Here is a 19,066-nt window from a genome sequence, read left to right as displayed (position 1 = left end):
ATTGAAACTCGGGTATATGCCCTCATTGCATGAAGCACGCTTATGGATTCGGCAGGTTTTCGTTTGCAAGAAAAAACCTGCGACCTCAACTGGAGAAGCAGGTTTATGAAACGACTGTCCGATATCAAATTCTCGACCCTTGATCTGGTGCCCGTGCGCGAGAACGGCAGCGCGGCCCAGTCGCTGCGCAACTCCCTGGACCTGGCGCAGCACGTCGAAAAATTTGGCTACAACCGCTTCTGGGTGGCCGAGCACCACAACATGGACGGCATCGCCAGCTCCGCGACTTCGGTGTTGCTGGGCTATCTGGCCGGCGGCACGTCGACCATTCGGGTCGGTTCAGGTGGCGTAATGTTGCCCAACCACGCGCCATTGGTGATCGCCGAGCAGTTCGGCACCCTCGAAAGCCTGTATCCGGGCCGGATCGACCTGGGCCTGGGCCGCGCCCCCGGTTCCGATCAGATGACTGCACGCGCCTTGCGTCGCGAGCGTTCCGGCAGTGCCGATGATTTCCCCGAAGATGTGGCGGAGCTGGTGCGCTACCTCGGTCCACGCACGCCAGACCAGCGAATCATCGCCATGCCGGGCACCGGCACCAACGTCCCGGTCTGGTTGTTGGGGTCGAGCCTGTTCAGTGCACAACTGGCAGGTGAGCGCGGTTTGCCCTACGCGTTCGCTTCCCATTTCGCACCGCGCTTCATGCATGAGGCGATTCGCGTCTATCGCAATCACTTCAAGCCTTCAGCGGTACTGGACAAGCCCTACGTGATGCTTGGCGTTCCGCTGGTAGCGGCTGACACCGACGAGCAGGCCGAGTATCTGGCGACATCGGTTTACCAGCGCATCCTCGCGTTGATGCGTGGTCAAAGCCTGGTCCAGCGTCCACCGGTGAAAACCATGGATGGCCTGTGGCTGCCCCATGAGAAAGACGCGGTGCATGATTTCCTGGGACTGGCGATGGTGGGCAGCCCACAGAAGATCCGCGCCAAACTGGACGTATTGATCGAGCAGACCCAGGCAGACGAGCTGATTTTTACCTGCGACCTGTATGAACATGCCGATCGCGTGCATTCCTATGAGTTGCTGGCGCAAGTCATGAAGGGCTGAGACCTGTAGGAGCGAGCTTGCTCGCGATGGACGAGAGAGCGCCCGGGTTTATTCAGAAAACACGCGCTATCGTTATGGTCCATCGCGAGCAAGCTCGCTCCTACAGTGAATTGAAGGGGGATCATCCGCGTTTGTAGACGATTTCCTTGGTGCCTTTCTCACAGGTGCCGACGACTTTTCCGCCAGCAGCAGCGCCTTTATCTACAATTTCCAGTGAGTAGTTCGACACACCTCTGGCATCCAGCTTCGCTGCGATTTCGGCTTTCAGCTCTTCGCATGGCTTGCCGTCAGCAAACGCCGCGCCCGCAAGGCTCAACAAACCTACCGCCAACATAAACTTCTTCATCGGTCGCATTCCCTGGTCGGATCAAAGGGAGCATCCAGCCATCAGCCGGATGCACTCATGTAGCGCTTTGCCATTCCCTATGGCACTCGGCCAGCGCGCAAGTTCAGAAGACTAGCTCAATCTTAGCTGCTGGCAATCCGGAACCCGACCTTGAGCGTCACCTGGAAGTGCGCTGCCTTGCCGTCCTTGATGTGTCCGCGGGTTTCGGTCACTTCGAACCATTCCATGTACTTGAGACTTTTACTGGCTTCGGCCAGCGCGTTGTTGATGGCGTCTTCAATGCTGCTGGTGGATGAGCCGACAAGTTCGACTTTCTTGTAAGTGTGATGGTCAGTCATGGGCGTTCTCCTCAGGGTGTGAAATACAGCCTAGCAGTGATTTTTCGTATTACTTCTGCCGGCCTTCAAGAGGCAGAAGTTCAGATTTACTGCACTTTCTTGAACCTCTGAAGTCCCAACCAACACACGTCACTCATCATCAATGCAGGAGAGCCACCATGGCCAATACCTCTTTACGTAAAGCCTCATTGCAAAGCATGGAAGCCGAGATCGAGAGTCTGTTGAAGTCTTTGGAGAACCTGAAGGACGACGCCTCGGACGAGTCGCGTAAAACCCTCAAGGCGTTGAAAGCCAACGCCGAGAGCGCCCTCAAGCATTCGCGTCATTTGCTCGGCGATGCGTACGAAGAAGTCAAAGTCAAAACCCGTGAAACCGGGATCGCCACTCGGGACTACGCCCAGGAACACCCTTGGACTACAGCCGGTGTCGCGGTGGGCGCACTGGGTCTGCTTGCGGCTTACTTGCTGTGCAAACGCGGTGACTAATCTGTTTGGCGCAGTTCGTTTTTGAGCCACTGCGCCAGTTGCCGAGCGCGTCCGTCCGCGGCGCGTTTGGGTAGCCACAACGCCAGTTGCGCCGGGGTTTCGCTGAAACCCCACGGCGCAACCAGGCGCCCTGCCTTCAAGTCCTCGGCGACTAAAGGTTCAGGGGCAATCGCGACACCGAGACCGGCCACTGCCGCCTCCAGCAAATAATACAAATGCTCGAAACCCTGTCCGTACTTCAACGCTTTGGCGTCGAGGCCACTTTGCTGCGCCCAGCTTGGCCAGGCCTGCGGACGGGAAGTGGTGTGCAGCAACGGCTGCTTCAACAGAGCGCTTGCTGGCGCCTGTTGAAGCAGTTCGTAATCGGCGAAGCGTGGGCTCATGACCGGGCCGATGCGTTCGCTGGCCAATTCGTAAACCTGCATGTCCGCAGGCCATGGCGGCTCGGCGAACACCAGCAAAGCGTCCAGCCCCGGACGACGGGGATCGAGATCGCCTTCTCCGGCGGACAAGTGCAGGCGCAGGTCCGGTAGATCAGCATTCAACCGACCCAAACGCGGAATAAACCAGCGCGCCAGCAGACTGCCCGAACAGCCGAGCACGAACGGCGCGTCGGCGGTGCTTTGGGTCAGCTCGGCGCAGACCGTGCGCAAGCGCTCAAAGGCTTCAGCGCTGGCATCGCGCAAACGCACGCCGGCATCTGTGAGTTTAAGGCCGCGACCCTCCTTGATGAACAGACTCACCCCGAGATGCTCTTCGAGCACTTTCAATTGCCGGCTGACTGCGCCATGGGTGACGTGCAGCTGTTCGGCGGCCTGGCTGACGCTGTTCAGGCGGGCAGTGGCTTCGAAGGCGCGAAGCGCGTTCAGCGGGGGAAGGTCGTGGCTCATGGGATCTGTGAGTTTTCCTGACAGGTTGCGGCGATCTTATCGGTTTTCAGCCTGAGGCGTCAGGGGTAGAGTTAAGCCCACTCTCTTTTCAAAAGCTTCATCTCACCCATTCAACCGGAGCGACCCATGACCCAGACTAATCTGCGCAACGGCCCCGACGCCAACGGCCTGTTTGGCTCGTTCGGCGGCCGCTACGTCGCCGAAACCCTGATGCCGTTGATCCTCGATCTGGCCCGCGAGTACGAAGCGGCCAAGGAAGATCCGGCATTCAAAGAAGAATTGGCCTACTTCCAGCGCGACTATGTCGGACGTCCAAGCCCACTCTATTTCGCTGAACGCCTGACCGAGTTCTGTGGCGGCGCGAAGATTTATCTCAAGCGTGAAGAGCTGAACCACACCGGCGCGCACAAGATCAACAACTGCATCGGCCAGATCCTGCTGGCGCGGCGCATGGGCAAGAAACGCATCATCGCCGAGACCGGCGCCGGCATGCACGGCGTGGCGACGGCCACCGTGGCGGCGCGTTTTGGCCTCGACTGCGTGATCTACATGGGCACCACCGACATCGAGCGTCAGCAAGCCAACGTGTTCCGCATGAAACTGCTGGGCGCCGAGGTGATCCCGGTCGTGGCCGGCACCGGCACCCTGAAAGACGCGATGAACGAAGCGCTGCGTGACTGGGTGACCAACGTCGACAGCACCTTCTACCTGATCGGCACCGTGGCCGGTCCGCACCCTTACCCTGCGATGGTTCGCGACTTCCAGGCCGTCATCGGCAAGGAAACCCGTGACCAATTGCAAGCCCAGGAAGGCCGTCTGCCAGACAGCCTGGTGGCGTGCATCGGCGGTGGCTCCAACGCCATGGGCCTGTTCCACCCGTTCCTTGACGACAAGAGCGTCGAAATCATTGGTGTCGAAGCGGCCGGTTACGGCATCGAGACCGGCAAGCACGCGGCCAGCCTGAATGGCGGCGTACCGGGCGTATTGCACGGCAACCGCACTTTCCTGCTGCAGGATGACGACGGCCAGATCATCGACGCCCACTCGATCTCCGCCGGCCTCGACTACCCAGGCATCGGCCCGGAACACGCCTGGTTGCATGACATCGGTCGCGTTCAATACACCTCGGTGACCGACGACGAAGCCCTCGAAGCGTTCCACAAATGCTGCCGCCTGGAAGGGATTATTCCTGCACTGGAAAGCGCCCATGCCTTGGCCGAAGTGTTCAAACGCGCACCGACCCTGCCGAAAGATCACCTGATGGTGGTCAACCTGTCCGGTCGCGGGGACAAAGACATGCAGACCGTCATGCACCACATGGAAAACTCTCAACAAGTGCAGTCCCAGCAGGAGAAACACTGATGAGCCGCCTGCAAACGCGTTTTGCCGAACTCAAGGAACAAAACCGCGCCGCCCTGGTGACCTTCGTCACCGCCGGCGACCCGAGCTATGACACTTCCCTGGCGATCCTCAAAGGTTTGCCTGGTGCGGGCGCCGACGTGATCGAGTTGGGCATGCCTTTCACCGACCCAATGGCTGACGGCCCGGCGATCCAGCTGGCCAACATCCGCGCCTTGGGCGCCAAACAGAACCTGGCGAAAACCCTGCAAATGGTTCGCGAGTTCCGCGAAGGCAACAGCGATACGCCGCTGGTGCTGATGGGTTACTTCAACCCGATCCACATGTACGGCGTACCGCGCTTCATCGCCGATGCCAAAGAGGCCGGCGTGGATGGCCTGATCGTTGTCGACCTGCCGCCCGAGCACAACGGCGAACTGTGCGACCCGGCCCAGGCTGCCGGTCTGGACTTCATCCGTCTGACTACCCCGACGACCGATGATGTGCGTTTGCCGACGGTCTTGAACGGTAGCTCCGGTTTCGTTTACTACGTGTCTGTGGCCGGTGTGACTGGTGCCGGCGCGGCGACGCTGGAGCACGTTGAAGAAGCGGTGGCCCGTCTGCGCCGCCACACTGATCTGCCGATCAGCATCGGTTTCGGTATTCGTACACCGGAGCAAGCGGCGTCAATCGCGCGTCTGGCCGACGGTGTGGTGGTGGGTTCGGCGTTGATCGATCACATCGCCAACGCCTCGACGCCGGATCAGGCGGTCGATGGTGTACTGAGCCTTTGCGCGGCGCTGGCCGATGGCGTGCGTCAGGCCCGCGTCAGCTGAAGGTAAAGTTCCTGATACAGAGGAATTAGAGCCTAGCGGTACAGACTAAACAGCAAGACCGAGGGCTTCAGGACTACGTTCTGAAGCCCTTTTTGCTGTGTGTGCCGTGAGGAAAGACCCGATGAAAATGCCGAAACGTCTGATTGCCAGCCTGGGCGTGCTGATGCTCAGTGCCACCCCGTTGCTGCACGCCAGCGCCGATCAGCGCGACGATCACGACCGCGGCGGTCAGCAACAGGGCCATTACGATAACCGTGGCGATGACCATCGCGGCCCCCAGGACAACCATCGCGGCGGCCCTCCGCCACGGGACTTTGGTCCGGTGCGCCAGACGATTCATGACAATCATGGCTACTTCGTACGGGGGGCGCCGCCACCTCCAGGCATTCATCTGGAGCGTGGTCGGCCGTTGCCGCACGGTTATTACGGTGAGCGCCTGGATAATCGCGCGCTGAGCCGGCTGCCGTATTACCAGGGTTACGAATGGCGCCGCGCGGGTGGCGACATTGTGCTGATCGCCGTGGGTACCGGGATCGTCTATGAAATTCTGGAAGGGGTGCTCTGATGTGATGAAACTGTAGGAGCGAGCCTGCTCGCGATGGTTGTTAACGATAACGCGTGTTTCCCGACGGAACCCGTCGCTTTCAAGTCCATCGCGAGCAGGCTCGCTCCTACAGTGGGCTGCAATCACTACGGCAATTCCAATCCGCCCGCCGCTTTGTGCAATTTACGCAAATGCTCGCCAACCTGCTTCAGGTTGGCTTCGTTGGCAGCCATCTCCGCCGCGCGACTCGGGTCGAGCAACGCTCTCACTTCCTTGTCCAGGTCGCCAGTCAGCGCCTGGAGCTGCTTTTGCCTCAGGCTGCTTTCCGATTCCAGGCGTTGCCACTCGCTGGGTTGCGGCAAGCCATAACCGCCGGTACCGAGCAGCTCCGCCGGACGACTGAGGAAGCCGCTGTTGGCGAGAATCTGCTTCAACGTCGCATTGGCCTTGTCCATACCGCCGCTCTTCAATTCCCGGGCACCGAGATAGCGTTGCTTCACTTCGTCCTGGGCCAGCACCAGTTGTTGCCGGAAAGCGGCCTGCTCCAGTAGCAGCAAAGCCGCGCTGGTGCGCAGGTCAGCCTGATCAATCCATTGACGACGCTCTTCGGCCTTTAAGGCCAGCCAGTCTTCGACCTTGTCCTGTTTGATCGGCAGGTGCTTTTTCAGCACCTCGAACATCGCTTGATAGCGATCTCGGAAAGAGTCGAAGCGATAGCCAAGCCGCAGCGCTTCGCGAGGATCGTCCAGCACGCTGGTATCCGCCAGGCCGCGACCCTTGAGCACTTCCAGCAAGCCGTTGGGCATGATGTTGTCCAGCCCGACCAGCTTCGCGTTGTTGGTGCCGCTGCGCAGCAACTTCAGGCCTTCTACCGCGCAGTTGTTGGACAGGAAGAAGTAATTGCCGTCGTAGCTCCAGTGCATCTCGGCGGCGTGTTCCACCACGTCTTCGATCTCGTTGCGCGACAGGTTCAGCGGCACCGAGGCGAGGCTGCGCAATTCGGTCTTGGTGTACTCATCGATGACCTGGGCCAGCGGCAGGACGAACAGGCGCGACGGGTATTTGCCGACCAATCCATCCCAGCTCGACAGCTGTACATCACCGACGAAGGCGCGGTAGGACAACACCAGGTGTTGATCCAGATCCAGCCGGCAATCCGGCCCTCTTGGCCGGCCGGGAGCACAGATCACCAGGCGCAACATGCTGTGGCCCCAGCGGCTGACCCAGTTCTGGTTGGCTTCGGCCAACAGATAATCCACGGCATACACCCGCTCCGGATCGACCTGGCCCAAAGGCTGTTTGGCGAAGTCGTTACCGGCATTGAGGAAGGCGAACGATTTGCCGCAGGTGTCTTTGGCGGCGGGAGCCCAGCCGAAATGTTCTTTGTAGTAGCGGTAGAGCGCTGGGCGGCGACAGACGTAGCTCGGGTCGAGGAGGAAATACTCCATGTTCACCGCGACGAACTCTTTGGGGCTGCTGGTCTCGTAGATGTCCGGGCTGCGGGCGATCTGGCGGTTGTACTGTTCGCGCTCGCCGCGACGGCCCACGTATTGCGGCCAGCCTGCGAGGTCGAGCAGGCGCGGGTCATCGCTGAGGGTAAAGCGTCGGTCGGATTGGCCACGGCATTCATCCGGAATGCCGATCAGGCCGGAGCTGTTGGTGCGCCGGGTGCAGTGCTGGATCAGCGTGCGTTCGGCGGCTGGCCAAAAACGCGAGCGGTCATAGATGTGGGTGAGTTCGTGCAGCACCGTGGCCAGCATTTCCCTGCGCACGGTGCCGTGGGGGCGATAAGTCTTCTTGGTTGCGGCGCTGCCGTCGGTGAGGCTGGCGAGCAGGTTGCGGTTCAGGTCGAGTTCGGACACCAGCGACGCCTGGCCGTAGGCATTGCTCGGCATGTCATCGGTCCAGCCAACGTCGATGCGTCGGTCGAGCTGCTCGATGAACCGCGGCGGCAACGCCTGCATGGCTTCATCAAGCAGCGCCTGGCTGGCCTGCTGTTGCGCGGGACTCAGGCCTTCGGTCTTGAGCTGTAATTGCAGTCCGGCCTGAGCCGTGTTGCCGAGCAGCAACATGGCCCCCATCAGAAGCCAGGCATTTAGCGACCTCACAGTGCGAGGATGGCTTCGGCGATGACCTGATCACTGGCGTCCCGAGCTTCCGGCACGCGGGTGCGCAATAGGTTGAGCGCTGCTTCCAGGTGCGCGCCCCGGATATCACCATCACTGGCGACGAAACTGGCGGCATCGTCATGGGCTTCTCGAACGATTTTCGCGTCACGGATGGACGTCGTGGTATCGGAAGTGAAATCAAGGGTCCGGCGAGTGGCATTGATGAGGATGTTGCTGGTGGCAACCAGGGTGTGCGCCTGGGTTACATCGGCCAACAGCAGCAGGCCAAGGGTGGCGACAATCAGCGGGCTACGCATGGAACGACTCCGGAGGAACGAGGATAACTATTGGACGAGAATAGCGTGTGCCAGTTCAAGGTCGCTTGCATGAAGTTTTGGCTGGGTCTGGCGCAGGTAAATCAGGGCCGACTCCAGTTGTGCGCCTCGCAGTTGGCCGTCACTGGCGATAAATGAAGCGGCGTCATCCCTGGCGGCGAGCAGAAGCTTACGGTCGAAGGGGGCGGAGGTCACCATGCTTGTGGCATAGCCCGTAGCTACGACGCCTTGCGTCGTCAGGTCGAAGGCATGGGCCAGGCTTGCCCAACTGGCCGCCATGAGTACCGGAGTGATCAACAGACAGGTAAGAAAACGCATGAGACTCGACAGTTGAAAGCGAGTCCAAAGGCTAGCGCAACGCCCGGTTTAGAGCCAGCGCCGAAACATCGGGACACGTCGGGCGTGTCCCGGATATGGATGATGCCTGGTTAGATCGTCAGGATGGCCTGAGCCAGTTGTGCGTCAGTCGCGTTCAGTTGAGGGGCCTGGTGGCGAATGTGGTCGAGTGCGCTTTCCAGTTTCACGCCACGAATGGCGCCTTCGCTGGCGACGAAGCTGGCGGCGTCGTCACGGGCCGCGCGCACGATCTTGTCATCGCGAAAGGACGAGGTGACATCGGAAGTGGCATCGGACGTAGCCTTGAGTGCACCGACGACGGCATCGGTGGTCACGACGAAGCTGGTGGCATGGGAATTGGCAGCCACGGCAAGCAGGGCTGCAGCGCTGAGCAGACGAAGACGGGACATGGTGTAACTCCTTTTGGTAAACCGATTGAGAGGTGGCGCGGTGTCTGTTGAGTCAGACGCCTGTCGCGCAGTCATCGCCACGTTCTGGCTTGATATTAGGCCTGTAGGTGTCGATTCGCACAGTCCCGTCTGTTCAGGCGGACATCAGCGCCAGAACGGCTTATCCAATTCTTTGACACGATCTGAATGACTGATGCCCAGGTCAGACAGTTGCCTGCCGTCGAGTTGCGCCAGTAAACGCCGGGTTCTGGCTCTTTCGAGGCTGCTGGCGAGGCCTCTGAACAATCTTCCAAGCCAGGTAAACCGAGGCTTGGATTGCGAAGTGGTCGCGGGGAGATCCAGTGGATGATCCATGGTGCAGTCCTTTTGCTGGCAGGTCGGGATTTCATGATGATCCCGCCCGGTTCGCCAAGACAGACACACACGCCTGAAATTGTACTGGTTCAGTTTTGATTAAAGTGAAACTGTACCTGTGTTTGAGTGTGCTTATTGTTTTGAGGATTTCATCACCCCAAAACGACAAAACCCGTCGTGGTTTCCCACGACGGGTCTTGTTTGTTCAATTCGGGTGCTGGCGGTTGACCTTAAAGATCAGAGCCAGCGACGCTTACTTAGCGCCAGAACGGCTTGCTCAGCTCTTCGTAGCGTTGTGCTTCGCTAATCCCGGCGTCAGCCAGCAGACGCGAATCCAGGCGAGCCAGTTGGTGGCGGCTGGAGATGCGGCGCTGCCACAGCATCAGGTTGGCGATAACGCGCAGAGGCATGGAAGCCTGGGTTTTTGCAGCGGTGTCTTCGAAGAACAGATCGGAACTGAGTGTACGTTCCATGGTTTTCATCCTTCCGCTTGTGGCGGGATTAGGTAGTGGTTTAACTGATGCCAATGATCCTCTTGTTTGACCAGTCTCTCTAGATACAGTTCACCTGTATTGTGAGGGACCAGTTAACTGTTAAAGGGTGGTGTACTGGTCTAAATTGAGGCAACTGTACCTATCAGCACCAATATGGTGCATTTTTGGTGATTCAGGTCGAAAAGGTAGGCCATTACGGTAGGAAAAGACCAGTACAGCAGTACAGTTTTAAACACATTTCTGCCTGGCAATAGTCCGCTGTCGAAACTGTGTTTGCGACAGCGGCTATCTGTATCAATTACACCGTCAGCATTCGACCGGTTTCTTCCAGGTTGATGTGCCAGCTCAGGGCGTCACGCAGGATATGTGGCGTGTGCCCGCCGATGGCGCAAGCAGCGGTGAAGTAGTCATCCAGCGCCTGGCGATAGTCCGGGTGTACGCAGTTATCGATGATGACGCGAGCCCGCTCCCGCGGTGCCAGCCCGCGCAAGTCCGCCAGACCGACCTCGGTCACGAGGATGTCGACGTCATGTTCCGTGTGATCGACGTGGCTGACCATCGGCACCACGCTCGAGATCGCGCCGCCCTTGGCAATCGACTTGGTCACGAAGATCGCCAGGTGCGCGTTGCGCGCGAAGTCGCCCGAGCCACCGATGCCGTTCATCATTCGCGTGCCGCAGACGTGGGTAGAGTTGACGTTGCCGTACAGGTCGAACTCCAACGCAGTGTTGATGCCGATGATCCCAAGGCGGCGCACCACTTCCGGGTGGTTGGAGATTTCCTGCGGACGCAGGACCAGCTTGTCCTTGTAGCGCTCCAGGTTGCCGAACACATCAGCGTTGCGGCGGCTCGACAAGGTGATCGAACTACCAGACGCAAAGCTCAGCTTGCCGGCGTCGATCAGGTCGAAGGTCGAGTCCTGCAACACCTCGGAATACATGGTCAGGTCTTCGAACGGAGAATCGATCAGTCCGCACATCACCGAGTTGGCAATGGTGCCGATGCCGGCCTGCAATGGGCCAAGCTTGTTGGTCATGCGCCCAGCCGCCACTTCCTGCTTGAAGAAGTCGATCAGGTGGTCGGCAATGGCCTGGGTATCAACGTCTGGTGGCAGCACCGTCGACGGCGAGTCGGACTGATTGGTGATGACAATCGCGACGATCTTTTCAGGCGGGATCGGAATGGCGGTGCTGCCAATGCGATCGTCGACCTTCACCAGCGGAATCGGCGTGCGGGTCGGGCGATACGTCGGGATATAGATGTCGTGCAAACCCTCGAGGTTCGGGTTGTGCGCCAGGTTGATCTCGACGATCACCTGTTTGGCGAAAATCGCGAAGCTGGCCGAGTTGCCCACCGAAGTGGTCGGCACGATGTGGCCTTGCTCAGTGATCGCCACGGCCTCGATGACGGCGATGTCCGGCAGTTTCAGCTGCTGGTTGCGCAGCGACTCCACGGTTTCTGAAAGATGCTGGTCAATAAACATCACTTCGCCGGCGTTGATCGCCTTGCGCAATGTGCTGTCGACCTGGAACGGCATGCGTCGCGACAGGACGCCGGCTTCGGTGAGCTGTTTATCAAGGTCGTTGCCCAGGCTGGCGCCGGTCATCAGTGTGATTTTCAGCGGGGTGACTTTGGCGCGTTCGGCCAATGCATGAGGCACGGCTTTGGCTTCGCCGGCGCGCGTGAAACCACTCATGCCGACGGTCATGCCGTCCTCAATCAGAGCGGCAGCGTCAGCGGCGCTCATCACCTTATCCAACAACGAAGGCAAGCGAATACGATCACGGTACATGGATTGTTATCTCGGGCAACGGAAGCAAGGTGTGCAGTCTAGTGATTTCAAAAAAAATCCTCCCGCTACCATGGTCGAATGCAGACCCCTGATTTAGAGCCTTTGGTCGGGTTTCACGGGGAATAAAAAAACCCCAGCCTACTAAAGGCTGAGGTTTTGGGTATTGCGCTGGAGCAGTTTTTACTCGACGGCTTTGACCATATCTTCGATGACTTTCTTGGCGTCGCCGAAGACCATCATGGTTTTGTCGAGGTAGAACAGTTCGTTGTCCAGGCCGGCATAACCGCTGGCCATCGAACGCTTGTTGACGATGATCGTCTTGGCCTTGAACGCTTCGAGAATCGGCATCCCGGCAATCGGCGATTTCGGATCGTTCTTCGCCGCCGGGTTGACCACGTCGTTGGCGCCGAGCACCAGCACCACGTCGGCCTGACCGAACTCGGAGTTGATGTCTTCCATCTCGAACACCTGGTCGTAAGGCACTTCAGCCTCGGCCAGCAGCACGTTCATGTGACCAGGCATACGACCCGCCACCGGGTGGATCGCGTATTTCACGGTCACGCCACGATGGCTCAGCTTCTCGGTCAGCTCTTTCAGTGCGTGCTGCGCCCGTGCTACCGCCAGGCCGTAGCCTGGAACGATGATCACGGTATCGGCGTTGGTCAGCAGGAAGGTCGCGTCGTCGGCCGAACCGGATTTCACCGGGCGGGCTTCCTTGGCGCCAGCCGGGCCGGCATCGGCCGTATTGCCGAAACCACCGAGCAGTACATTAAAGAAGGAGCGGTTCATCGCCTTGCACATGATGTACGAGAGGATCGCACCGGAGGACCCCACCAGCGAGCCCGCGATGATCAGCATCGAGTTGTTCAGCGAGAAGCCGATACCCGCTGCTGCCCAACCGGAGTAACTGTTAAGCATCGACACCACAACCGGCATGTCTGCGCCGCCAATCGGGATGATGATCAGGACGCCCATCACGAAGGCCAGCACCAGCATCAGCGCGAAGGCACTGAGATTGCCGGTCAGCATGAAGGTGATGCCCAGCGCCAGTGTCGCCAGACCCAGCAGCAGGTTCAGCTTGTGCTGGCCGCCGAACTGTACTGGTGCACCCTGGAACAGGCGGAACTTGTACTTGCCCGAGAGCTTGCCGAACGCGATCACCGAACCGGAGAAGGTGATTGCACCGATGGCAGCACCCAGGAACAGCTCCAGACGGTTGCCCGCAGGAATCGAATCACCCAATTGCTTGACGATGCCCAGCGATTGCGGCTCAACAACAGCGGCGATCGCGATGAACACCGCGGCCATACCGATCATGCTGTGCATGAAGGCGACCAGTTCCGGCATCTTGGTCATTTCAACGCGCTTGGCCATGATCGAACCGGCGGTGCCGCCGACCAGCAGGCCGACGATGACGTAACCGATACCGGCGGTGGCCAGCTCAGCGCCCAGCTTATAGATGAGGCCCACGGTGGTGAGGATCGCCAACGCCATGCCGAGCATGCCGTACAGGTTGCCGCGACGCGACGTGGTCGGGTGCGACAGGCCTTTCAAGGCCTGGATGAAGCAGATGGACGCGATCAAGTAGAGCGTCGTTACGAGGTTCATGCTCATTACTTAGGCGCCTCTTCTTTTACGGCTTTCGGGGCTTTTTTCTTGAACATCTCAAGCATCCTGCGGGTCACCAGGAAGCCACCGAATACGTTCACTGCCGCCAGGGCCACGGCCAGCGTGCCCATGGTTTTGCCCAGTGGCGTAACGGTCAGCGCCGCGGCGAGCATGGCGCCGACGATCACGATCGCCGAAATGGCGTTGGTAACCGCCATCAACGGCGTGTGCAGCGCAGGTGTAACGTTCCAGACCACGTGATAACCGACATAAATCGCCAGCACGAAGATGATCAGGTTGTAGATACCGGGGGAGATAAGCTCTTCCATCGTCTGAATCCCTGCTTAGGCGTTTTTGCGGATGACTTGGCCGTCGCGGCACATCAGGCACGCGGCGACGATGTCGTCTTCTAGGTTCACTTCGAACTGGCCTTCTTTGTTGAAGACCAGCTTCAGGAAGTCCAGCAGGTTGCGTGCGTACAGGGCCGAAGCGTCTGCCGCGACTGCGCCGGCCAGATTGGTAGGACCGCAAATGGTTACGCCATTCTCGACCACAACCTGATCGGCCACGGTCAGCGGGCAGTTGCCGCCCTGGGCTGCGGCGAGGTCGATGACCACCGAGCCTGGCTTCATCTGCGCCACGGTTTCCGCACTCAACAGCGTCGGTGCCTTGCGGCCCGGAATCAGTGCCGTGGTGATGACAATGTCAGCCTGCTTGGCGCGCTCGTGCACGGCCAGGGCCTGACGCTGCATCCAGCTCGCCGGCATTGGACGTGCGTAACCGCCGACCCCGACGGCGCATTCGCGCTCTTCATCGGTCTCATAAGGCACGTCGACGAACTTGGCACCGAGGGATTCGATCTGCTCTTTAACCGCAGGTCGCACATCAGACGCCTCAATCACCGCACCCAGACGTTTCGCCGTAGCGATCGCCTGCAAACCGGCTACCCCGGCGCCAAGAATCAGCACGCGCGCCGCTTTCACGGTGCCCGCAGCGGTCATCAGCATCGGCATGAAGCGAGGGTAATGGTGAGCGGCCAGCAATACGGCTTTATAGCCGGCGATGTTGGCTTGCGAAGACAGCACATCCAGGCTCTGGGCGCGGGAGGTGCGTGGCGCGGCTTCCAGCGCAAACGCGGTGATTCCGCACTCGGCCAGCTTGGCGATGGTTTCATTGCTGAACGGGTTGAGCATGCCCACCACAACGGTGCCGCTCTTGATCAGAGCGAGTTCGCTGTCGCTGGGTGCGACCACCTTGAGAATCAGCTCGGCACCAAACGCATCGTTGGCGCTGCCAATGGTTGCGCCTGCCGCTTCATAAGCACTGTCGACAACGCTGGCATTAATGCCGGCGCCGCTTTGCACAGTGACCTTATGACCCTGGCCGATCAGCTTCTTGATGGTTTCCGGGGTTGCAGCAACCCGTGTTTCACCCGTCTGGGTTTCGAGAGGAACACCAATGTGCACGTCAAATCTCCTGCGTGATCTTATTGAGTAAACCCAGGCACTTCGGATGGTGCGGCTGGGGCGGCCGATCAGCACGATCCCGCCAAATCAGGGCGGGGCGCGGCATTTTGCAGGCGAACTTTGTGCCCTTCAAGGGATTATGACGGGTGACGGAAAATTAACTACAAGTCACCCCGTGACCGAATGTCGCAACCAACCGCTTCAATCCCTTGCAGGCCGTGCCTTGTAAGGCTTTTCGCCAAAATTCAAGAAATTACACATCGGTACGGTGAATGCAGTGTTATTGCCATCCAATAGCGGCTCAAGGCCACGTTTTCAGGCGCTTGTGGGACGTTTGTACAGCTTCTCGGTACAGTCTGCGAATATGCGACAAATACTTATATCTGTAGGGCTTTCAGTTTATTGACTACGGGGTCAGCTAATGGGGCTAAGCCTTTATCCTTCTAGGCTGTAGCTTTGTGCCTGATTTACCAGCCAGTCGCGAAATGCCTTCAAAGACGCAGATTCGACCTTTCGATCAGGAATCATCAGGTAATACGCCTTGATGCTGGACAGCGCCTGAGCGTTGGCAATCACCAGGCGCTTCTCCGCCAGTTCGCGCTGAATCAGGAACGGCGGGATCAAGGCGATCCCCATGTCATGCATCGCCGCTTGGGCAAGCATGGAGAATAGCTCGTAGCGCGGCCCTGTCATGTCGCGGGGGATATTAAGGTTTTGCGAGTTGAACCATTGGCGCCAGGCATAGGGGCGGGTGGTCTGTTGCAGCAAGGGCAGTTCGGCGATTTCTGCGGGTGTGAGGCTTGTCCTATTGCCCAGTAGGTTGGGGCTGCACACAGGCATGGGATTTTCGCCCATCAGCCTGTGGGATTCAGTGCCTGACCAGTCCGCATCGCCAAAGTAAATGGCGGCATCGAAGTCTGTGTCGGCAAACAGGAACGGGCGTGTGCGGTTAGTAAGGTTGACCGTCACTTCCGGATGTTTTTGCTGGAAGTCTTTGAGTCTTGGCAGTAGCCATTGGGTGCCGAAGGTTGGTACGACCGCCAGCTCAATCACGTTGGTACCCTGTTGGCCCATCACTGACAGGGTGTCGCGCTCTACGGCGTCCAACTGTGTTGCTACCCGACGGCTGTAGGAAAGTCCGGCTTCAGTCAGCTTCACTCCACGTCGCGAGCGTCGGAACAATTCCACACTCAAGAACTCCTCAAGGCTGGCGATCTGTCGGCAGATCGCTCCCTGAGTGAGGGAAAGTTCCTGGGCTGCCTTTGTAAAGCTCTCGTGGCGTGCCGCTGCTTCAAAGCTGACCAGGGCGGTTGTGCTGGGGATCTTCCTGCGCATGTACGTCAACCTCACTAATACATCGTACAAAAAACTGCTTCGCGATATTTCGGAGTGAGAAATTAGCACAACAGTATGCAAAATCCTCGTTTGTGGTAACGCCGAACCCGGCCTAGGATCAGTCCACGTTATTTGACCCGATTCGAGAGGACACACTCATGGGCGGTAAAGCTAGCTTCAACTGGATCGATCCCCTGCTGCTGGATCAACAGCTCACCGAAGAAGAGCGCATGATCCGCGACACTGCCGAGCAATTCGCTCAGCAGAAGCTCGCGCCACGTGTTCTTGAAGCTTTCCGTCATGAAAAGACTGACCCGGCGATCTTTCGTGAAATGGGTGAAGTCGGCCTGCTGGGTGCAACTATCCCTGAGCAATATGGCGGCAGCGGTCTGAACTATGTCAGCTACGGTCTGATTGCTCGTGAAGTTGAGCGCGTCGATTCGGGTTATCGCTCGATGATGAGCGTGCAGTCCTCTTTGGTGATGGTGCCGATCAATGAATTCGGTACTGAGGCCCAGAAGCAGAAGTATCTGCCGAAACTGGCCTCGGGCGAGTGGATTGGCTGTTTCGGTCTGACCGAGCCTAACCACGGTTCCGACCCGGGCGCGATGATTACCCGTGCACGCAAAGTGGAAGGCGGCTACAGCCTGACCGGCAGCAAGATGTGGATCACCAACAGCCCGATCGCCGATGTATTCGTGGTCTGGGGTAAGGACGACGAGGGCGACATCCGTGGCTTCGTTCTGGAGAAAGGCTGGAAAGGCCTGAGCGCGCCGGCCATTCACGGCAAAGTGGGGCTGCGTGCATCCATCACCGGTGAGATCGTCATGGACAACGTGTTTGTCCCTGAAGAGAACATCTTCCCTGACGTCCGTGGTTTGAAAGGCCCGTTTACTTGCCTGAACTCGGCACGTTATGGCATTTCCTGGGGTGCGCTGGGTGCGGCCGAGTTCTGCTGGCACACCGCTCGCCAATACACCCTGGATCGTCAGCAGTTCGGTCGTCCATTGGCTGCTACTCAATTGATCCAGAAGAAACTGGCTGACATGCAGACCGAAATCACCTTGGCTCTGCAAGGCTGCCTGCGCCTGGGTCGCATGAAAGATGAAGGCACCGCTGCGGTCGAAATCACCTCGATGATGAAGCGCAACTCTTGCGGCAAGTCCCTGGACATTGCTCGTATGGCGCGTGACATGTTGGGTGGTAACGGTATCTCCGATGAATTCGGCGTGGCGCGTCACCTGGTCAACCTGGAAGTGGTGAATACCTATGAAGGTACGCATGACGTCCATGCGCTGATCCTTGGTCGTGCGCAGACCGGCCTCCAGGCGTTCTATTAATAGGAGAACGGCCATGGGCGCGCTTTCGCATCTACGGGTACTGGATTTGTCGCGGGTGCTGGCCGGGCCGTGGTCCGGTCAGATACTGGCGGACCTTGGCGCCGAGGTGATCAAGGTCGAGCGTCCGGGCAATGGCGATGACACGCGCGCCTGGGGGCCTCCTTTTCTGAAGGACGCCTATGGCGAGAACACCAGCGAGGCCGCCTACTACTTGTCGGCCAATCGCAACAAGCAATCGGTGACCATCGACTTCACTCGCCCGGAGGGGCAGAAGTTGGTGCGTGAGCTGGCGGCGAAGTCAGACATCCTGATCGAGAACTTCAAGGTCGGTGGTCTGGCGGCTTATGGGCTGGACTATGAATCACTCAAGGAGGCCAATCCGAATCTGATTTACTGCTCGATCACCGGATTTGGCCAGACGGGTCCTTACGCCAAGCGCGCGGGTTATGACTTCATGATCCAGGGCTTGGGCGGCCTGATGAGTTTGACGGGGCGACCAGAAGGGGACGATGGTGCCGGGCCGGTGAAAGTCGGCGTGGCGCTGACGGACATTTTGACCGGGCTTTACTCGACCGTGGCGATTCTCGCAGCGCTTGCGCATCGGGATCATGACGGTGGCGGTCAGCATATCGATATGGCGTTGCTGGATGTCCAGGTTGCGTGTCTGGCTAACCAGGCGATGAACTACCTGACGACAGGCAATGCGCCGAAGCGGCTGGGTAATGCACATCCGAACATCGTGCCGTATCAGGACTTTCCGACGGCAGATGGCGATTTCATCCTCACCGTGGGTAATGACGGGCAGTTCCGCAAATTTGCGGAAGTGGCCGGGCAGCCGCAGTGGGCGGATGATCCGCGCTTTGCCACCAACAAGCTGCGGGTGGCGAACCGTGCGGTGCTGATTCCGTTGATTCGCCAGGCTACGGTGTTCAAGACTACTGCTGAGTGGGTGTCGCAGTTGGAGCGGGCAGGCGTACCGTGTGGTCCGATCAATGATCTGGCTCAGGTGTTTGCCGACCCTCAGGTAAAGGCGCGCGGATTGGCGATTGAGCTGCCTCACGCCTTGGCAGGGATGGTGCCGCAGGTGGCGAGCCCAATTCGTCTGTCCGAGACGCCGGTGGAGTACCGCAATGCGCCTCCTTTACTGGGCGAGCATACGATGGCGGTGCTGCAGCGGGTGTTGGGACTGGACGCTTGTGCGGTGACTGCATTAAAGGACGCTGGAGTGCTTTGAGGAGTCCTTCTATATAGAGGGCGTGGTTTTGCTCTTCTATATAGAGGAAAGCTCGCTGTTTTCAGGCTTTCTGCAAGTTATTGATAGAAAGGCTAAATTAGGGGTTGACGGCAGATTCTGGAAGTCTATAATTCGCCCCACTTCCGGCGCAGTCGAAACGGAAAACTCCTTGGCAAACAAAGAGTTACGCAGTTTTCGACAGCGAGTTGCTTCAGGTTATCGAAGCCCAGAAGGAGTTGAAAGAGCGGTGTTGTTTGGCTCTTTTGACGGTTCGATCTTCTCGGTCGAAAGCGGAGAAAAAGAGGTGTTGACAGCAGCGAGTAACGCTGTAGAATTCGCCTCCCGCTAACGAGAGATCGGAAGCGCAAGT

The 19,066-nt window shown here is 58.8% G+C and carries 22 protein-coding genes; 8 read left to right on the top strand and 14 right to left on the bottom strand.

Annotated features, from left to right (window positions below; all coding sequences use genetic code 11):
• The first annotated feature begins 105 nt into the window (after positions 1 to 105).
• Positions 106 to 1,107, top strand: coding sequence for an LLM class flavin-dependent oxidoreductase (locus tag KGB24_RS24545; protein ID WP_008027732.1), 1,002 nt, complete (start codon positions 106 to 108; stop codon positions 1,105 to 1,107).
• 121 nt (positions 1,108 to 1,228) lie between these two features.
• Here the strand turns inward: KGB24_RS24545 and KGB24_RS24540 are convergent, their stop codons facing one another.
• Both KGB24_RS24540 and KGB24_RS24535 read right to left on the bottom strand, forming a co-directional pair.
• Positions 1,229 to 1,453: a DUF1161 domain-containing protein gene (locus KGB24_RS24540; RefSeq protein WP_008027735.1), complete on the bottom strand. Its 225-nt coding sequence runs from the start codon at positions 1,451 to 1,453 to the stop codon at positions 1,229 to 1,231.
• 122 nt (positions 1,454 to 1,575) lie between these two features.
• Positions 1,576 to 1,791, bottom strand: coding sequence for a dodecin (locus KGB24_RS24535; RefSeq protein WP_008027736.1), 216 nt, complete (start codon positions 1,789 to 1,791; stop codon positions 1,576 to 1,578).
• Between the two features lie 158 nt (positions 1,792 to 1,949).
• Between KGB24_RS24535 and KGB24_RS24530 the strand changes: the two genes are divergently transcribed.
• Entirely contained in the window at positions 1,950 to 2,276 is a 327-nt protein-coding gene (locus KGB24_RS24530; protein WP_223415766.1) for a YqjD family protein, read from the top strand.
• Here the strand turns inward: KGB24_RS24530 and KGB24_RS24525 are convergent.
• Entirely contained in the window at positions 2,273 to 3,166 is an 894-nt protein-coding gene (locus tag KGB24_RS24525) for a LysR family transcriptional regulator (RefSeq protein WP_008027740.1), read from the bottom strand. The genes KGB24_RS24530 and KGB24_RS24525 overlap by 4 nt on opposite strands.
• 126 nt (positions 3,167 to 3,292) lie before the next feature.
• Between KGB24_RS24525 and trpB the strand changes: the two genes are divergently transcribed.
• From trpB to KGB24_RS24510, 3 genes are all read left to right on the top strand, one after another.
• A complete protein-coding gene (gene trpB, locus KGB24_RS24520; RefSeq protein ID WP_223415765.1) occupies positions 3,293 to 4,528 on the top strand; it encodes a tryptophan synthase subunit beta in 1,236 nt (411 codons plus the stop codon).
• The gene (gene trpA, locus KGB24_RS24515) at positions 4,528 to 5,340 is read left to right on the top strand and encodes a tryptophan synthase subunit alpha (RefSeq protein ID WP_008027744.1); all 813 of its coding nucleotides are present in this window, start codon (positions 4,528 to 4,530) and stop codon (positions 5,338 to 5,340) included. Before trpB ends, trpA begins: the two co-directional genes overlap by 1 nt.
• A 121-nt stretch (positions 5,341 to 5,461) precedes the next feature.
• Positions 5,462 to 5,905: an anti-virulence regulator CigR family protein gene (locus tag KGB24_RS24510; protein ID WP_008027748.1), complete on the top strand. Its 444-nt coding sequence runs from the start codon at positions 5,462 to 5,464 to the stop codon at positions 5,903 to 5,905.
• Between the two features lie 125 nt (positions 5,906 to 6,030).
• On the opposite strand, the gene KGB24_RS24505 is transcribed toward KGB24_RS24510, so the two are convergent.
• The 11 genes from KGB24_RS24505 to KGB24_RS24455 all read right to left on the bottom strand — a co-directional run bounded on the left by KGB24_RS24505 (position 6,031) and on the right by KGB24_RS24455 (position 16,122).
• Positions 6,031 to 7,992, bottom strand: a complete 1,962-nt coding sequence (locus tag KGB24_RS24505) for a DUF4105 domain-containing protein (protein ID WP_223415764.1) — start codon at positions 7,990 to 7,992, stop codon at positions 6,031 to 6,033.
• A complete protein-coding gene (locus KGB24_RS24500; RefSeq protein ID WP_008027752.1) occupies positions 7,989 to 8,309 on the bottom strand; it encodes a DUF2388 domain-containing protein in 321 nt (106 codons plus the stop codon). The genes KGB24_RS24505 and KGB24_RS24500 overlap by 4 nt, the downstream gene beginning before the upstream one ends.
• Positions 8,310 to 8,336: 27 nt before the next feature.
• Entirely contained in the window at positions 8,337 to 8,645 is a 309-nt protein-coding gene (locus KGB24_RS24495) for a DUF2388 domain-containing protein (protein ID WP_008044658.1), read from the bottom strand.
• A gap of 110 nt (positions 8,646 to 8,755) precedes the next feature.
• Positions 8,756 to 9,073, bottom strand: a complete 318-nt coding sequence (locus tag KGB24_RS24490) for a DUF2388 domain-containing protein (RefSeq protein ID WP_008027756.1) — start codon at positions 9,071 to 9,073, stop codon at positions 8,756 to 8,758.
• Positions 9,074 to 9,217: 144 nt separating this feature from the next.
• Positions 9,218 to 9,427 carry a DUF1127 domain-containing protein gene (locus tag KGB24_RS24485; RefSeq protein ID WP_223415763.1) on the bottom strand — a complete coding sequence of 70 codons (210 nt, stop codon included), beginning with the start codon at positions 9,425 to 9,427 and terminating at the stop codon, positions 9,218 to 9,220.
• Between the two features lie 257 nt (positions 9,428 to 9,684).
• Positions 9,685 to 9,900: a DUF1127 domain-containing protein gene (locus tag KGB24_RS24480; protein ID WP_007947887.1), complete on the bottom strand. Its 216-nt coding sequence runs from the start codon at positions 9,898 to 9,900 to the stop codon at positions 9,685 to 9,687.
• A gap of 319 nt (positions 9,901 to 10,219) precedes the next feature.
• Positions 10,220 to 11,713 carry an acetyl-CoA hydrolase/transferase family protein gene (locus KGB24_RS24475; RefSeq protein WP_008027760.1) on the bottom strand — a complete coding sequence of 498 codons (1,494 nt, stop codon included), beginning with the start codon at positions 11,711 to 11,713 and terminating at the stop codon, positions 10,220 to 10,222.
• A 180-nt stretch (positions 11,714 to 11,893) separates the two neighbouring features.
• Positions 11,894 to 13,327 carry an NAD(P)(+) transhydrogenase (Re/Si-specific) subunit beta gene (locus tag KGB24_RS24470; RefSeq protein WP_008027761.1) on the bottom strand — a complete coding sequence of 478 codons (1,434 nt, stop codon included), beginning with the start codon at positions 13,325 to 13,327 and terminating at the stop codon, positions 11,894 to 11,896.
• On the bottom strand, positions 13,327 to 13,650 hold the full coding sequence (locus tag KGB24_RS24465; protein ID WP_003187010.1) for an NAD(P) transhydrogenase subunit alpha: 324 nt from the start codon (positions 13,648 to 13,650) through the stop codon (positions 13,327 to 13,329). The genes KGB24_RS24470 and KGB24_RS24465 overlap by 1 nt, the downstream gene beginning before the upstream one ends.
• Positions 13,651 to 13,665: 15 nt before the next feature.
• Complete coding sequence (locus KGB24_RS24460; protein WP_008027764.1) at positions 13,666 to 14,787, bottom strand: Re/Si-specific NAD(P)(+) transhydrogenase subunit alpha; 1,122 nt, start codon at positions 14,785 to 14,787, stop codon at positions 13,666 to 13,668.
• Between the two features lie 435 nt (positions 14,788 to 15,222).
• Positions 15,223 to 16,122: a LysR family transcriptional regulator gene (locus KGB24_RS24455; protein ID WP_008027766.1), complete on the bottom strand. Its 900-nt coding sequence runs from the start codon at positions 16,120 to 16,122 to the stop codon at positions 15,223 to 15,225.
• 158 nt (positions 16,123 to 16,280) lie between these two features.
• Between KGB24_RS24455 and KGB24_RS24450 the strand changes: the two genes are divergently transcribed.
• The 3 genes from KGB24_RS24450 to KGB24_RS24440 are packed head-to-tail and all read left to right on the top strand — an operon-like array spanning position 16,281 to position 19,045.
• Positions 16,281 to 17,462 carry an acyl-CoA dehydrogenase gene (locus KGB24_RS24450; protein WP_008027768.1) on the top strand — a complete coding sequence of 394 codons (1,182 nt, stop codon included), beginning with the start codon at positions 16,281 to 16,283 and terminating at the stop codon, positions 17,460 to 17,462.
• Between the two features lie 13 nt (positions 17,463 to 17,475).
• The gene (locus tag KGB24_RS24445) at positions 17,476 to 18,696 is read left to right on the top strand and encodes a CaiB/BaiF CoA transferase family protein (RefSeq protein WP_223415762.1); all 1,221 of its coding nucleotides are present in this window, start codon (positions 17,476 to 17,478) and stop codon (positions 18,694 to 18,696) included.
• A gap of 28 nt (positions 18,697 to 18,724) precedes the next feature.
• Entirely contained in the window at positions 18,725 to 19,045 is a 321-nt protein-coding gene (locus tag KGB24_RS24440; RefSeq protein WP_223415761.1) for a hypothetical protein, read from the top strand.
• Positions 19,046 to 19,066: the final 21 nt, after the last annotated feature.

The sequence above is a fragment of the Pseudomonas sp. BF-RE-25 genome (genome assembly GCF_019956105.1).
GTDB classification, from domain to species: Bacteria; Pseudomonadota; Gammaproteobacteria; order Pseudomonadales; family Pseudomonadaceae; genus Aquipseudomonas; species Aquipseudomonas migulae.
Note: the sequence above shows the minus strand (reverse complement) of the source record. Positions and strands in the feature narration are given on the sequence as shown.

Bases quoted from the DNA above. Each gene is read 5' to 3' on its own strand.
- KGB24_RS24545 (WP_008027732.1), top strand. From the start codon at position 106: ATGAAACGACTGTCCGATATCAAATTCTCGACCCTTGATCTGGTGCCC.
- KGB24_RS24540 (WP_008027735.1), bottom strand. From the start codon at position 1,453: ATGAAGAAGTTTATGTTGGCGGTAGGTTTGTTGAGCCTTGCGGGCGCG.
- KGB24_RS24535 (WP_008027736.1), bottom strand. From the start codon at position 1,791: ATGACTGACCATCACACTTACAAGAAAGTCGAACTTGTCGGCTCATCC.
- KGB24_RS24530 (WP_223415766.1), top strand. From the start codon at position 1,950: ATGGCCAATACCTCTTTACGTAAAGCCTCATTGCAAAGCATGGAAGCC.
- KGB24_RS24525 (WP_008027740.1), bottom strand. From the start codon at position 3,166: ATGAGCCACGACCTTCCCCCGCTGAACGCGCTTCGCGCCTTCGAAGCC.
- trpB (WP_223415765.1), top strand. From the start codon at position 3,293: ATGACCCAGACTAATCTGCGCAACGGCCCCGACGCCAACGGCCTGTTT.
- trpA (WP_008027744.1), top strand. From the start codon at position 4,528: ATGAGCCGCCTGCAAACGCGTTTTGCCGAACTCAAGGAACAAAACCGC.
- KGB24_RS24510 (WP_008027748.1), top strand. From the start codon at position 5,462: ATGAAAATGCCGAAACGTCTGATTGCCAGCCTGGGCGTGCTGATGCTC.
- KGB24_RS24500 (WP_008027752.1), bottom strand. From the start codon at position 8,309: ATGCGTAGCCCGCTGATTGTCGCCACCCTTGGCCTGCTGCTGTTGGCC.
- KGB24_RS24495 (WP_008044658.1), bottom strand. From the start codon at position 8,645: ATGCGTTTTCTTACCTGTCTGTTGATCACTCCGGTACTCATGGCGGCC.
- KGB24_RS24490 (WP_008027756.1), bottom strand. From the start codon at position 9,073: ATGTCCCGTCTTCGTCTGCTCAGCGCTGCAGCCCTGCTTGCCGTGGCT.
- KGB24_RS24485 (WP_223415763.1), bottom strand. From the start codon at position 9,427: ATGGATCATCCACTGGATCTCCCCGCGACCACTTCGCAATCCAAGCCT.
- KGB24_RS24480 (WP_007947887.1), bottom strand. From the start codon at position 9,900: ATGGAACGTACACTCAGTTCCGATCTGTTCTTCGAAGACACCGCTGCA.
- KGB24_RS24475 (WP_008027760.1), bottom strand. From the start codon at position 11,713: ATGTACCGTGATCGTATTCGCTTGCCTTCGTTGTTGGATAAGGTGATG.
- KGB24_RS24470 (WP_008027761.1), bottom strand. From the start codon at position 13,327: ATGAGCATGAACCTCGTAACGACGCTCTACTTGATCGCGTCCATCTGC.
- KGB24_RS24465 (WP_003187010.1), bottom strand. From the start codon at position 13,650: ATGGAAGAGCTTATCTCCCCCGGTATCTACAACCTGATCATCTTCGTG.
- KGB24_RS24455 (WP_008027766.1), bottom strand. From the start codon at position 16,122: ATGCGCAGGAAGATCCCCAGCACAACCGCCCTGGTCAGCTTTGAAGCA.
- KGB24_RS24450 (WP_008027768.1), top strand. From the start codon at position 16,281: ATGGGCGGTAAAGCTAGCTTCAACTGGATCGATCCCCTGCTGCTGGAT.
- KGB24_RS24445 (WP_223415762.1), top strand. From the start codon at position 17,476: ATGGGCGCGCTTTCGCATCTACGGGTACTGGATTTGTCGCGGGTGCTG.